This window comes from Rathayibacter sp. AC451, assembly GCF_979253095.1.
In genome coordinates this window covers 3,194,973-3,208,242 of sequence record NZ_CEEDBD010000001.1, presented here as the reverse complement: position 1 = coordinate 3,208,242, position 13,270 = coordinate 3,194,973, and the positions used below count along the sequence as shown (strand labels likewise).

Below are 13,270 nucleotides of genomic sequence, written 5' to 3'. Positions count from 1 at the left end.
CCGGAGCGCACTACTGGTACGTGACCAGGTCCGGCAGCGGCGACACCTCCGCCATGGTCTGGGCGGGGGTGAGCATCGGCAGGTCCTCGTCGTAGAAGTTCTTCCAGCCCCAGGCGAAGTCCTCCGGAGCGTCGCGGTGCAGCGCGTTCCAGGTGGCCTGCTTGTCCGGCTGCGCCCCCTGGCCGTCGACGTGCACGAGGAACTCGAGCTCGGGGCGGTCGCGGCGGATGCTCGAGCGGTCCTGCAGCATCGACGAGCGGAACTGGTGCAGCACGAGCATCTTCGGCGGGAGCCCGGCGTCGCGCACGAGGTCGGCGAGCCACGTCGTGACGCTGTCGACCTCGGCGGCCGAGACGCGGCCGATCTGCACGAGCGGCACCTCGTCGGGGGCGAGCCGCCACTCGGGATCCAGGGCGAGGCCCACGTTCGGCAGCCGCAGGAGCTCCTCGTAGGCGCGGGCCTGCGTCAGGAAGTCGGAGCGGCCCGGCTGCAGGTCGAGCACGACGTACATGCCGGCCGCCGCCGCCGCGTCGATGTAGGGGCGGATGCCGTCGGGCGGCAGCTCGTTGGAGTAGTCGCCGTCGCCGCCCGCACTGCCCGCCGCGACCGTCGTGATGATCTCGAGGCTCGGCACGACCTGCAGCGGAGTGAGCGCGCGGTACGGCTCGGCGACGGTCGCGGCGCGCTCGATGGTCGCCTCCAGGCCCTGCTCGCCGAGGATCCCGAGCACCGGGGCGCCCGGAGTGCCGTAGATCGCGACGAACAGGTGCCCGCCGAACAGGCGCTGCCCGCCGCCCGGCAGCTGCCAGCCGGTCGCGGCGGCCCGGAGGGACCACTCCGGCGCGGTCTGCGCGGCGAGCCCGGCACCCAGCAGCAGGGTCGCCGTCGGGGCGGCCTCGGCCACGGCCGTGACCGCGGCTCCCGAGGCGAGGAGGTCGGCGCCCTCGACGAGCGTCACCGGCACCCCGGCGGCGCGGGCCGTCGCGAGCGCGGGCACGTCGGCGTCGACCGGCTGCGCGAGCGCGAGGACGCCGGTGAGCGGCTCCGCTCGCTCGGGCACGGCGCCGAAGGGCGGCTCGGCCGACGGACCGGGAGCGAACCCGGCGAGGTCGGCGATCGCGAGAGCCGACACCTCGACTCCGGTGGCCTCGGCGATCGCCTCGGGCGTCGCCTCGGTCTGCACGGTCTCGATGTCCGCGGGTGCCGCGACCGAGCCGACGGCGACCACCCGCGAGGTGCCCAGGCGAGCGAGCTCGGCGTCGAGCGGCCCCGGCCCGGGGAAGCGGAGGCGGTCGTGGACGCCGCGGCCGGCGCCACCAGCAGCGGCACGCCCCACGTGATCGCGAGCTGCGCGGCGAGGACCACCGACGTCGGCGCCTCCTCGACGACGACGACCAGCGGGGCGCTCGTGAACAATGCGGCGCTGGTCGCGGCGGCATCCGCGGCGAGCACGACGGGCCCGGCGGGCGCCGCGGTCGTGGTCCGAGGGCGCTGAGCGGTGTCGGACGGCTGCCGCTCGCCGCCGTCGGCGCCGGGGGTGCAGGCGCTCAGCAGCGGCAGGACCGGCAGCGCGGTCAGGCCGAGCACGATGCCGCGCCGCGACAGCGCGCCTCTCGTGCGGGTGCGACGGGCGTCGGATGACATGGCGGTTCCCTCCGGTCCGAGCCGGGCGGCTCGTCAGCGCTCCCCTCTACTCTCGCAGGAGGGTGCGGCAGAGCCGCGCAGGCTCGGACCGGACGGCGCCGGGTCGTGCCTAGACCGTGCGCGGCGCCTTGGCGAGGTTCGCCTCGAGCTCCGCGCTCGACTGGCGCACGCCGTACGCGGGGCGGTCGCGCTCGACGCGCCACGACTCCGACAGCGGAGTGACGGTCACGGTGTCGAAGCCGAGCCGGTCGTAGAGGTCGGTCACGAAGTGCAGCGCCTCGGGGTAGTCGCTCGACGCGACGAGCGCGCGGCGCTGCGGGTCGCCCGCGGGGAAGCCGTCGGTCGTGATGTCGGCGGCCATGATGTGGTTGAACGCCTTCACGATCTTCGACTCCGGCAGGTGCGCCTGCGCCATCTCGGCCGTCGTGGTCTCGCCGCGGTCGAGCGCCTCGATGCGCCCGTCGCGCTCGAAGTAGTAGTTGTTCGTGTCGAGCACGATCTTGCCCGCGAGCGGCGCGACCGGCACCTGGTCGAGGTTCTTCAGCGGCACCGTCACGACGGCGACGTCCGCCGCCTCGGCGGCCTCCTGCGCGGTCGCGGCGCGCGCCTTCGGGCCGAGCTCCGCGATGAGGTCCGCGAGGGTCTCGGGTCCGCGGGAGTTCGCGATCACCACGTCGTCGCCCTGGCCGATGACCGCGCGGGCGATCTGGCTGCCGATGTTGCCTGCTCCGATGATTCCGTAAGTCGTCATACGGGCTTCAACGCGCAGGGTCCGGAGGTGTTCCCGATCCCGGGGATCTTCCACCCGGCACCCAGGGTCAGCGCGAGCGGGCCTCCGCCGACAGCCGCACGGCCAGTGCCGCGAACACCAGGCAGCCCAGCGCCGGCACCACGAGCGGAGCGAGCTGCCACGCCGACACGACGGTCATCAGCAGCCCTCCGGCCAGCAGAGCGGAGCCGCGCACGTCGCGCACCGAGCGCCGCGCCGCCGCGCGGACGAGCGCCCCCCAGCGCTCCCCCGGCTCCCAGTCGGTGGCGGCGACGAGCACCACGACCGCGATCGCGGCGAGCAGCAGGGTGCAGACGACCGCGACCGCGACTCCGCCGGGCAGCACGCCCGACGAGATCAGCACGAGGTCGGCTCCGAGCACCAGCGCGGCCAGCGCGACACCCGCGCCCACCGGCAGCGCCCGGACGAATCCGGCACGCACATCGGCCCACACCAGCGCGAGCCCGGTCGCCTCGGCCAGCACGAAGCGGCGGAGGTGGCGGATGCCCACGGCCAGCGCGAGCGGGATCGTGACGACCCCCAGGGAGACGACCGCGACGATCAGCCCCGTGAACAGGACCTCCGCGAGGAGGGCGAAGCGGTCGGCGGCGCCGGGCCAGCGCAGCCCGCTGCCGTCGGCCGCCGCGCGCCGGGCCGATGCCGTCGCGCGCGAGCGCCGCTTCGACTCCCTCGCTGGAGCGTCATGTCAGCCCTTCAGACCCTGCGTCGCGACCCCGTCGACGAGGAAGCGCTGGAAGATGATGAAGAAGATCAGCACCGGGAGCAGCGCCAGCACCGAGACGGCGATCGTCGCTCCGTAGTCGGACGCCGAGGTCTGGTCGTTGTAGACGCGCAGCGCCAGCGGCAGCGGCTGCTTGTCGGGGGTGTTCAGGTAGAGCAGCGGGCCGAGGAAGTCGTTCCAGCTCCAGATGAACGCGAAGATCGACGACGTGATCAGCGCGGGGCGGATCAGCGGGATCGTGATCGAGCCGAAGATCCGGACGTGGCCGGCCCCGTCGATCCGCGCGGCCTCGTCGAGCTCGCGGGGCAGGTTGCGGATGAACTGCACCATCAGGAAGACGAAGAACGCCTCGGTCGCCAGGAACTTCCCGATCAGCAGCGGCCAGTAGGTGTCCATCATGCCGAGCGTGCGGAAGATCGTGTACTGCGGGATCAGCAGCACGTGCATCGGCAGCAGCAGCGTGCCGATCATCAGCGCGAAGTAGAGCGGACGGCCGCGGAAGTCGAGCCGCGCGAAGGCGTAGGCCGCCATCGACGACGAGATCACGACTCCGATGACCGACCCGACCGCGAGGATCGTGGAGTTGAGGAAGAACTGCCAGAGCGGAACTCCTCCACCCCTGCGAAGACCTTCACGAAGTTGTCGATCGTGGGGTTCTGCGGCAGGAGCGAGGTCTGACCGCCGAACTCGCTGTTCGGCTTGAAGGCCGCGGCGCCCATCCAGACCAGCGGGTAGAGGACGATCGCTGTCAGGGCGATCATCGCGACGATCCAGACGATCGTCGCCGGCTTCGGGCGCTTGCGGGCGGGGCGCCTGCGCGGCGCCGGCTCGGTCAGCACCTGGGTGTCGGCCGAGGGCAGGGTGGTGTCGAACGTGGTCATCGCGTGTCTCCCGAGTAGTGCACCCAGCTCTTCTGAGTCTTGAAGAGGACGAAGGCGAGGATCCCGACGAACAGCAGGAGGACCCAGGCCATCGCGGACGCGTAGCCCATCTGGTTGTTCGTGAACGCACGGGTGTAGAGGTACACCGTGTAGAAGTTGGTCGCTCCGGCGGGGCCGCCGGTGCCGTTGCCGATGATGTACGCCGAGGCGAAGACCTGGAACGCGTTGATCATCTCGAGCAGCAGGTTGAAGAAGATGACCGGCGAGAGCATCGGCAGGGTGACGCTCTTGAACTTGCGCCAGGGTCCCGCGCCGTCCATCATCGCGGCCTCGTAGAGCTCGGCCGGGACCTGCTTGAGACCGGCCAGGAAGATGACCATCGGGGCGCCGAACTGCCACACCGCGAGGATGATCATCATCGGCAGGATGAGGGCCGGCACGCCGACCCAGCCGCCGAAGTCCATGCCGAAGACCTGCAGGCCGGAGTCGACGGGGCCGTCGGTCGAGAACATCGCGCGCCAGACGATCGCGATGCTGACGCTCGCGCCGATCAGCGACGGAGCGTAGAAGGCCGAGCGGAAGAATCCGGTGCCCTTGGCGGAGTAGTTGAGCAGCATCGCGACGAGCAGCGCCGCCGCGAGCTTGACCGGCGTCCCGATGAACACGTACGCGAGGGTCAGCTGCACCGACTGGAGGAACTTCGGGTCGCCGATCAGGCGCTCGAAGTTGGCCAGGCCGACCCACTCCGGCGCCGTGAAGAGGTTGTAGTCCGTGAAGGCGAAGTAGAGGGACATCAGCATCGGGCCGAGCGTGAGCCCGACGAAGCCGATGAGCCAGGGGGACAGGAAGGCGTATCCGGCCAGGGTGTCCCTCTTCGGGCGGCGCCGCGGCCCGTCACCGGCCGGACGAGGAGTGCTCGTCCGGCCGGCGGTGGGCGCGACGCGACCGGCTGCGGCGGTGCCGCTCGGGGTCGACGTCGTCGTCATGAGAGATGCCTTTCCTGGCCGTCTAGGGGATCAGTTGTCGAGCGTGACGGCGGTCTCGTCGAAGAACTGCTGGACCGCCTCGTCGACGCTCACGGCGCCGAGGCCGAGGCTGGTGCCGAGGTCGAGGAAGTTCGCCTCGATGGCGCCGTAGCCGGCGACCGGAGCGGCCGGGGCCTCTCCGATGCGGTCCGAGACCGACTCGAGGTAGTCCGCGACCTGCTTGTCGGGGCCCTCGAGGTTCGCGCCCTCGAGCTGCGCCGACGAGGCCGGGATGCCGAGCGTGGCGCCGAAGATCTCGCCGACCTCGGGGCTGTTGATGAGGAAGTCGAGGAACGTCGCCGCGGCCTCGGGGTGCTCGGTGGCCGAGGAGATCGCCTGCATCAGGCCGACCTTCTGGTAGAGGTCCTTCGACCCCTCGTCCGCGGTGGGCGGAGCGGTCATGACGATCTCGGAGGCTCCCGAGTCGCCGATGTAGCCGCCGAGGAAGTTGCTCCAGCTCATCTCGCTGGAGGCGATGCCGGCGCCGAAGCCGGACTTGGGCAGCAGCTCCTGGAGGCGCGCGGCCGGCACACCGGTCGTGGTGCGCATCTCGTCGCCCTGCTCCCAGAACGCCGCGAGGTCGTCCTCGGAGAAGCCGAGCTCGCCGTCCTCGGTGAACAGCTCCTTGCCCTCGGCGCGCAGCTGCAGCTCGAAGTTCTGGATGCGGCCGGTGTAGTCGGTGCCGCCGTACACGGCGCCGCCGGTCTTCTCGGTGACGTCCGCGACGTAGGCCGCGTAGTCCTCCCAGCTCCCGCCGCCCGCGTAGGGCTCGAGGCCGTTCGCGGTGAGGAGGTCCTGGTTCTGGAAGACCGCCCAGGCGCTGTAGCCGGTGGGGATCGCGTAGGTCGCGCCGTCGAGCTCGCCGGTCGCGAGGAGGTCCTCCGAGATGGTGCTCTCGTCGACGACGCCGCCGAAGTACTCGCTGAGGTCGCCCAGAAGGCCGTTGTCGCCGTACTGGCGGAGGTAGGTGTAGTCGAACTGCATCACGTCGGGGAGTCCGCCGCCGGCGGCCTCGGTCTGGCGCTTCTCCCAGTAGCCGGGGTAGTCCGTGAAGGTGGAGTTGATCGTGATGTTCGGGTACTCCTCCTCGAACAGCGCGATGGCCTGGTCGTAGCGGGCGGCCCGGTCGTCGTTGCCCCAGAAGGTGTAGTCGAGCGTGATCTCCTCGTCGGGGTCGACGGTGGAGGAGCCGGAGGCACCCCCTCCGGAGCATGCCGTCAGGCTGATCGCGGCGGCGGCGGCGATCGCCGCGGCGGCGAGTCGTGTGCGCTTGGTGCTGAACATCATCGTCCTCTCGTGAACTTCCTCGTTCCAGTCCCGGAGCATTCGAGGAGAACCTACCCGACATCTGTCGGGGGTTCGCATCGGCATGTGAAACGTTCCGGGAAAGCGTTTGCCCTACGATAGGTTCGATATCGGATGGACGTCAAGTAGCGGATCCGCGGCACCGTCGCCGCACCGCGGAAGGAGACCCCGATGCCCCAGTTCGACCTGCCCCTCGAGCTCCTCGAGGAGTACGCGCCCGAACTCGCAGAGCCCGAGGGCTTCGCGGAGTTCTGGCGCAGCACCGTGGCCGAGGCCCGCGCCCTCGCGACCGAGCCCGTCCTCGAGCAGGTCGACGCCGGATTCCCGCTGCTGGACACCTTCGACGTCACGTTCTCGGGCTGGGGCGGCCACCCCATCCGCGCCTGGCTGATCCTCCCGCGCGGCATCGAGGGGCCCCTCCCCGCCCTCGTGAGCTACATCGGCTACGGCGGCGGGCGCGGGCACCTCACCGAGTGGACCACCATGAGCGCCGCCGGCTACGCGCACTTCGTGATGGACACCCGCGGCCAGGGCACCGGGCACCGCACCGGCGACACCCCCGACCCCGTCGGCAGCGGACCGCACGCCAACGGCTTCATGACCCAGGGCATCGCCTCGCCCGAGGAGTACTACTACCGTCGCATCTTCACCGACGCGGTGCGCGCGCTCGACGTGCTGCGGGCGCACCCGGCCGTCGATCCGTCGCGCGTCGCGATCTCGGGCGGCAGCCAGGGCGGCGGCATCTGCCTCGCCGTTGCGGGCATCCTCGGGATGCTCGACGAGTCGGACTCCGCGCAGGCCGCGATCATCGACGTGCCGTTCCTCAGCCACATGCGCCACGCCACGCGGATCATCGACACGATGCCCTACGGCGAGATCGTGAAGTACCTGCGGATCCACCGCGGCTCCGAGGAGCGCGTCTTCGCCACCCTCGCCTACTTCGACGGCACGTCCTTCGCCCCGCGCGCGCGGATCCCCGCGATGTTCTCGGTGGGCCTCCTCGACGACATCTGCCCGCCCTCGACGGTCTACGCCTCCTACAACCGCTACACCGGCCCGCGCGAGATGCGGATCTACCCGTACAACGGGCACGAGCAGGGCGAGGCGTTCCAGATCGCGGAGCACATCGCGTTCCTCGGGCGTCAGCTGGGCTGAGGGTCAGGGGGACGCCCGGAGCCGCATCGCAGCGCCGATCCGCTCCTCCAGATCCGAGAGCTCGAGGAGGACGTCGGTGGCGACCCACGCCTGATCGCGAGTCCTCTCGGTGAGCGGGAGGAGGACTCCGGCGTCGACGAGCTGCTTCACGGCGGAGCCGACGCTGGACGCCGCCCGACCGGTGATCGCCCGTGCGCGCACCGTCGTCAGGACGGGGTCGTCGAGGAGCGCGTCGAGCAGGAGCGCCGCCGAGCTCGCTGCGCGCGGAGCGACCTCCCGAGCCCAGAGATCGGGGAGCCGCTCGATCTGCTCGGCGGTGCGGCCCGCCTCCTCCGCTGCGACGAGACCCGCGGTCGCGAGCTCCTGGACGAACGGGGCGAGGGATCCCTGGCGGTACTCGTTCACCAGCGAGAAGTACCGCGATCGCCGAGCCGCGAGCGCGGACGCGATCGGCACGACGACCACGGTCGTCAGACCCCGTCGGCGCAGGATCGCGGTGATCAGCGCCCGGCCGATCCTCCCGTTCCCGTCGGTGAAGGGATGCACCGACTCGAACTGCGCGTGGGCGACGGCCGCCTGGACGATCGGGTCGACGTCGTCCCTGTTGGCGAAGGCGAGCAGATCCGTCATGTACTCGGGCACGGTCCCCGGAGGCGGAGGGACGTGGATCGCGCCGCGGGGCGAGTAGTCGCTCCCGCCGATCCAGTTCTGCATCGTCCGGTAGGCGCCCGCGTACCGTCCGTCCATCGGATCGTCCGCGAGGAGCGTCCCGTGCGCCGCGAGCAGGGCCTCCTCCTCGATCGCGCCGGAGCGGCCCGCACGGTCGACCATCGTCGTCAGCGCCTCCGTCGCGGCCACCATCGACAGCGCTCCCGCGTTCGCACGACTGCCGACCGTCGCCCGCGCGTAGTCCTCCAGGGACGCGTCGACCCGCTCGATCCGCGACGACGAGACGGCCTCCGTGCGCAGCAGGAGCCGGCCGAGTGCTCCGAGACGGGTCCCGTGCCGGGCGTCGAGACCGATGATGGCCCGACGCGCCGCGTCGAGCTCCTGCTGCAGCTCGACTCCGGCGTCCCAGGTCAGCCCGGCGAGGAGCGGCGGGAGCGAGACGACGACCTCGGACAGCGTCCTGTCCGCGCGCGATCCGGCGCGAGCGGCCTGCCGCCACGGCCGCGTCTCGTATCGATGCGCGGGCCACTCGGTCGTCAGTGCCATGGACACGCCCTCTCACAACCCGAACCATCGCGGGAGATGATTCGGGTTGACTCTACAACCCGAATTATCTCGGGCGATGATTCGGGTTGTGGACGCGCCACCGACGCCCGACACTCGTCGTTGTATGACGCCCCGCGTCGGGCACCAGCCGAGTCCTCCGGAGCGTCGGGCACTATCGTGCCCATGACCCGCCAGATCCGCTTCAACGCCTTCGACATGAACTGCGTCGCCCACCAGTCCTCCGGCATGTGGCGCCACCCCCAGGACCAGTCCTGGCGCTACAAGGACCTCTCGTACTGGACGGAGCTCGCGAAGCTCCTCGAGCGCGGAACCTTCGACGGCATCTTCATCGCCGACGTCCTCGGCACCTACGACGTGTACGGAGGCTCCAACGAGGCCGCCATCCGCCACGGCGCGCAGGTCCCCGTCAACGACCCGATCCTGCTCGTGTCGGCGATGGCCGCCGCGACCGAGCACCTCGGCTTCGGCATCACCGCCGGCACCGCCTACGAGCACCCGTACCCGTTCGCGCGCCGCATGTCGACGCTCGACCACCTGACCAAGGGCCGCGTCGGCTGGAACGTCGTCACCGGCTACCTGCCCAGCGCCGCCCGCAACATGGGCCACGAGGACCAGCTCGAGCACGACGACCGCTACGACGTGGCCGACGAGTACCTCGAGGTGCTCTACAAGCTGTGGGAGGGCTCCTGGGAGGACGACGCGGTCATCCGCGACCGCGACTCCGGAGTCTTCACCGACCCGTCGAAGGTGCACGAGATCGGGCACCGCGGCAAGAACTTCACCGTGCCCGGCATCCACCTCTCGGAGCCGTCGCTGCAGCGCACCCCGGTGATCTACCAGGCCGGGGCGTCGCCGCGCGGCATCCGCTTCGCGGCGGGCAACGCGGAGGCGATCTTCGTCGCGTCCTCGACGAAGGCCGGCCTGAAGGCCACGGTCTCGAGGATCCGCGACGCGCTCGAAGCCGCGGGCCGCGACCGCTACTCCGCCAAGATCTACACGCTGCTGACGATCATCACCGCCGAGACGAGCGAGGCCGCGCACGAGAAGCACCGCGACTTCCTCTCGTACACGAGCGAGGAGGGCGCGCTGGTCTTCATGTCGGGCTGGATGGGCATCGACCTCTCGCAGTACGACCTCGACGAGCCGATCGGCAACGTGAAGAGCAACGCGATCCAGTCGGCCGTCGCCAACTTCCAGGAGGCGAACGAGGACGGCAGCGAGTGGAAGGTCCGCGACATCGCCAAGCTCAGCGTGATCGGCGGACTCGGCCCGTTCGTCGTCGGCTCGCCGACGGAGGTGGCGGACCACCTGCAGGAGTGGGTCGAGGACACCGACGTCGACGGCTTCAACCTCGCCTACGCGATCACGCCGGGCACCTTCGAGGACGTCGTGGAGTTCATCGTGCCGGAGCTGCGCCGCCGCGGCGCGTACCCCGACGAGTACGTCGAGGGGAGCCTCCGCAACAAGCTGCACGGGCGCGGCGACCGCCTGCCGTCCGAGCACCTGGGCGCGGGCTTCCGGTACCGGGCGGCGACCCCGGCCTGACCTCCGGGATCACCTCCGGCTCGCGAGAACCCGCGAGCCGGAGGTCTCCCCCGAGCCCGGGGCGCCTCAGTCCGCGTCGCAGCGCAGCACTCCCGCGTCGACCCGCAGCACCGCCGCGCGCACGTGGCTGCGGCGCCGCGAGCGGTCGGCCGGCGCATCGGCCAGCTCGACCCCGTCCCACCCCGGATGGGTGAAGTACACGATCAGCGCCGACTCCGCGTCGAGCGGCACGACGTCGGCGTGGCGCCCCACCACCGGACGCCCGTCGAGCCGCTCCGGCGCCGTCAGGATCAGCCCCTGCCGCTCCCAGCCGCCGACCCCGTTTCGCGAGGAGTGCACGGCCAGCCCGCGCCACTCGTCGGTGATCATCCAGTAGCGCCCGCCGAGCACGAACACCTTCGGCCCCTCGTGCGGCCGGCCGCCGATCGCAAGCCCCTCGACGCGCCACGACTCCGGATCGAACGGGTCGTCCGACACCGCCGCCCACGTCGTCGAGTCCTGCTCCTCGTCCTTGTACCAGAGCCGCCAACGGCCGTCGCCGCACCGGGCGATCGCCGCGTCGATGACCCGGTCCGAGCCGACGTCGATCGTGCCCAGGCGCCGCCACGAGACCAGGTCGTCGCTCGCGAACTGCACGAGCGAGGCGCGGCCGGTCCAGTCCGGGCGCACGCCCTCGATCCAGCTCAGCGTCATCAGGTAGCGGCCGTCGATCCGCACGATGTCGGGCGCCCACTGCGTCGACGGATCCGGGGCGCCGGCGGGATCGAGGCCGTCGACCGTGCCCGCGTACCGCCACGACGCGCCGTCCGCCGACTCCGCGACTCCGATGCGCGTGCCGTGCACCCACTCGACGCCCGGCAGATCGAGGGCGGCCCGGCGCTGCGTGTAGAACAGGCGCCACGAGCCGTCGGGCGCCGGCACGACGACGGGGTCGGTCGGGCCGTCGAGCAGCGGATCCTCGTAGGGGGTGCTGAAGGCGTCGGGGCGCAGCGCCGTCACCAGGCGGCCCCGATCGCGGCGGCCTCGAGCTCGCCGTCGGCGACGAGAACCTGCCAGCGCCAGCGCGCCGAGGAGGCGGGCGGCAGGGTCCAGACCTCGTGGAAGAACGGCGCGGCGCACAGCATCGGCGTGCCCTCGCTGCGCACGAACCACGGAGTCGGCGCCACCGGGTTCTCGGGATCGGCGCGCATCGCGACGGTGACGCCCGCGCCGACCAGCGCGAGCCACTCCTCCGATCGGCCCATCGCCTCGTCGCTCTCGCCGTGCGGAGCGAGCACGCGGGCGCCCTCGAGGCGCGGTGCGGCACGGAGGAACAGCCCGCCGTAGCCCGCACCCGGCCGCCCGGCCGTGGTCGGCGAGCCGAAGCCGAGCGGACGGTCGGTCAGCGACGTCCACTCGCTGACGATCTCGAGCAGCGTCGCCGTCGAGCCCTCGTGCACACTCAAGCGTCGCTCCTCCTCGAGGAACCGCCGGCCGTGCGCGTCGTACCAGCCCAGGCGCAGGCGCACCGAGTCGTGCTCGCGGGTCACCGACTCGACGAGCTGCGAGCCGTTGTTGTCGAGCTGCCGGTAGCCGTCGCCGGTGACCCAGGTGACGCCGCCCCAGAGGTTGATCTCGTCGGGGTCGTCGCCGACGCGGATGTTCGACACCGCGAGGGAGAGGCCGTGGTGCCAGTCGTGATCCGGCGGGCGCAGGTCCGAGACAACCACGCCGGAGGGGGTGCGCAGCGGATGCACGAAGGGCCGCGGCGACTCGACGTGGCGCGGTGCGTCCTCCGCGAGCACGAGCGTCCCGAGGCCGGCGGCGAGCTCGACGGCGCTCACGGACGCTGGTCCTGCACGGCGGCGCGCATCGGGCCGCGGAGGGCGGGATCGGCCAGCTCGTCGATCCGCACCGGGCCGCCGCGGCTGCTCGAGAGGTACAGCGCCGCGACGATCTCGAGCGAGCGGGCCGGTCCGGAGGCGACGTCCGGCAGCGGTCCACCGGTCGCGATCGCGTCGTAGACGGCGTCGAGGTACGGCGCATGGCCGCTCGGCACGTCCTCGCCGTCGGGGAACGCCCAGGCCTCCGCCTCCTCGGGCGCGACCTCGCGCGACGGGGTGATGCGCCAGTGGGTGCGGCCGTGGCCGTAGAGGTGCTCGACCTCGATCGTGGCGCGCTCGGTGTCGAGGCGGATCGCGCTGACCTCGCGCGGCGAGACCGCCGACGTGAGCACCGAGGCGACGGCTCCCGAGGCGAACCGGAGCACGCCGGTCGAGACGTCCTCGGTCTCGATGTCGCGCGCCTCGCGCCAGGCCTGGCCGGTCACCTCGACCACGTCGCCGACGAGGTGCGCGAGCAGGTCGATCTGGTGGATGCCGTGGCCGAGCGTGGTGCCGCCGCCCTCCGACTCCCAGGTGCCGCGCCAGGGAACGGCGAAGTAGGCGGGGTCGCGGTACCAGAGGGTGTCGCAGCGGGCGACGAGCACCCGGCCGAGCACTCCGGAGTCGAGCAGCCGCTTCACGTGCGCGGCGGCGGTGCCGGTGCGCTGCTGGAAGACCACGGCGAGGAGGCGACCGGCGGCGTCGGCCGCGGCCGACATCCGATCGACCTCGGCGAGCGAGAGCGCCGGCGGCTTCTCGACGACGACGTGCGCGTCCCGCGCGAAGGCCGCCTCGGCCTGGGCCGCGTGGACCGCGGGCGGGGTGCAGAGGTGCACGACGTCGATCTCGGGGAGGTCGTCGATGCTCGTGCCGTGCGCGGCGATGCCGTAGCGCTCGGCGAACTCGGCGGCGCGGGCCGGATCGGTGTCGACGGCCGCGACGATCCGCACGTCGGCGCGGGTGGCGAGGGCCTGCGCGTGGAGGTGGGCGACCGCGCCCGTCCCGACGAGGGCGGCGCGGAGGAGGGGTGCGGCGGTCATGGCGTCCTAGCGGCGATCGACGGTGATGCGGAGTCCCGATGCTACCCGGGATCATCGGCCGGTGGA

12 protein-coding genes and 1 pseudogene are annotated in these 13,270 nt (G+C 71.9%); 3 read left to right on the top strand and 10 right to left on the bottom strand.

Going from position 1 to position 13,270, the window contains the following annotated elements; all coding sequences use genetic code 11:
- Positions 1-10: 10 nt before the first annotated feature.
- On the bottom strand, positions 11-1,228 hold the full coding sequence (locus AC0CID_RS15360; protein ID WP_465227485.1) for a hypothetical protein: 1,218 nt from the start codon (positions 1,226-1,228) through the stop codon (positions 11-13).
- A 66-nt stretch (positions 1,229-1,294) separates the two neighbouring features.
- Here AC0CID_RS15360 and AC0CID_RS15355 point away from each other — a divergent pair, with 66 nt between their 5' ends.
- A complete protein-coding gene (locus tag AC0CID_RS15355) occupies positions 1,295-1,495 on the top strand; it encodes a hypothetical protein (protein ID WP_465227484.1) in 201 nt (66 codons plus the stop codon).
- A gap of 258 nt (positions 1,496-1,753) precedes the next feature.
- Here AC0CID_RS15355 and AC0CID_RS15350 read toward each other — a convergent pair whose 3' ends face one another.
- The 5 genes and pseudogenes from AC0CID_RS15350 to AC0CID_RS15330 all read right to left on the bottom strand — a co-directional run bounded on the left by AC0CID_RS15350 (position 1,754) and on the right by AC0CID_RS15330 (position 6,348).
- Complete coding sequence (locus AC0CID_RS15350) at positions 1,754-2,413, bottom strand: NADPH-dependent F420 reductase (protein WP_465228114.1); 660 nt, start codon at positions 2,411-2,413, stop codon at positions 1,754-1,756.
- Between the two features lie 49 nt (positions 2,414-2,462).
- A complete protein-coding gene (locus AC0CID_RS15345; RefSeq protein ID WP_465227483.1) occupies positions 2,463-2,924 on the bottom strand; it encodes a Poxvirus protein I5 in 462 nt (153 codons plus the stop codon).
- Between the two features lie 195 nt (positions 2,925-3,119).
- Positions 3,120-4,036 (bottom strand): annotated as a pseudogene (locus AC0CID_RS15340) (carbohydrate ABC transporter permease).
- Entirely contained in the window at positions 4,033-5,022 is a 990-nt protein-coding gene (locus AC0CID_RS15335) for a carbohydrate ABC transporter permease (protein ID WP_251944290.1), read from the bottom strand. Before AC0CID_RS15335 ends, AC0CID_RS15340 begins: the two are co-directional and overlap by 4 nt.
- Positions 5,023-5,052: 30 nt before the next feature.
- A complete protein-coding gene (locus AC0CID_RS15330; RefSeq protein WP_465227482.1) occupies positions 5,053-6,348 on the bottom strand; it encodes an ABC transporter substrate-binding protein in 1,296 nt (431 codons plus the stop codon).
- A 189-nt stretch (positions 6,349-6,537) separates the two neighbouring features.
- Between AC0CID_RS15330 and AC0CID_RS15325 the strand changes: the two genes are divergently transcribed.
- On the top strand, positions 6,538-7,521 hold the full coding sequence (locus AC0CID_RS15325; protein ID WP_465227481.1) for an acetylxylan esterase: 984 nt from the start codon (positions 6,538-6,540) through the stop codon (positions 7,519-7,521).
- Positions 7,522-7,524: 3 nt separating this feature from the next.
- On the opposite strand, the gene AC0CID_RS15320 is transcribed toward AC0CID_RS15325, so the two are convergent.
- Complete coding sequence (locus AC0CID_RS15320) at positions 7,525-8,736, bottom strand: Fic family protein (protein WP_465227480.1); 1,212 nt, start codon at positions 8,734-8,736, stop codon at positions 7,525-7,527.
- A 183-nt stretch (positions 8,737-8,919) separates the two neighbouring features.
- On the opposite strand from AC0CID_RS15320, the gene AC0CID_RS15315 reads away from it, so the two are divergent.
- On the top strand, positions 8,920-10,302 hold the full coding sequence (locus tag AC0CID_RS15315) for an LLM class flavin-dependent oxidoreductase (RefSeq protein WP_465227479.1): 1,383 nt from the start codon (positions 8,920-8,922) through the stop codon (positions 10,300-10,302).
- 66 nt (positions 10,303-10,368) lie between these two features.
- On the opposite strand, the gene AC0CID_RS15310 is transcribed toward AC0CID_RS15315, so the two are convergent.
- From AC0CID_RS15310 to AC0CID_RS15300, 3 genes are read right to left on the bottom strand one after another with little or no spacing between them, the layout of a single operon-like run.
- A complete protein-coding gene (locus AC0CID_RS15310; protein ID WP_465227478.1) occupies positions 10,369-11,301 on the bottom strand; it encodes a family 43 glycosylhydrolase in 933 nt (310 codons plus the stop codon).
- Positions 11,298-12,125, bottom strand: a complete 828-nt coding sequence (locus AC0CID_RS15305; protein ID WP_465227477.1) for a DUF6807 domain-containing protein — start codon at positions 12,123-12,125, stop codon at positions 11,298-11,300. Before AC0CID_RS15305 ends, AC0CID_RS15310 begins: the two co-directional genes overlap by 4 nt.
- Entirely contained in the window at positions 12,122-13,204 is a 1,083-nt protein-coding gene (locus AC0CID_RS15300; protein ID WP_465227476.1) for a Gfo/Idh/MocA family protein, read from the bottom strand. The genes AC0CID_RS15305 and AC0CID_RS15300 overlap by 4 nt, the downstream gene beginning before the upstream one ends.
- Between the last annotated feature and the right edge of the window lie 66 nt (positions 13,205-13,270).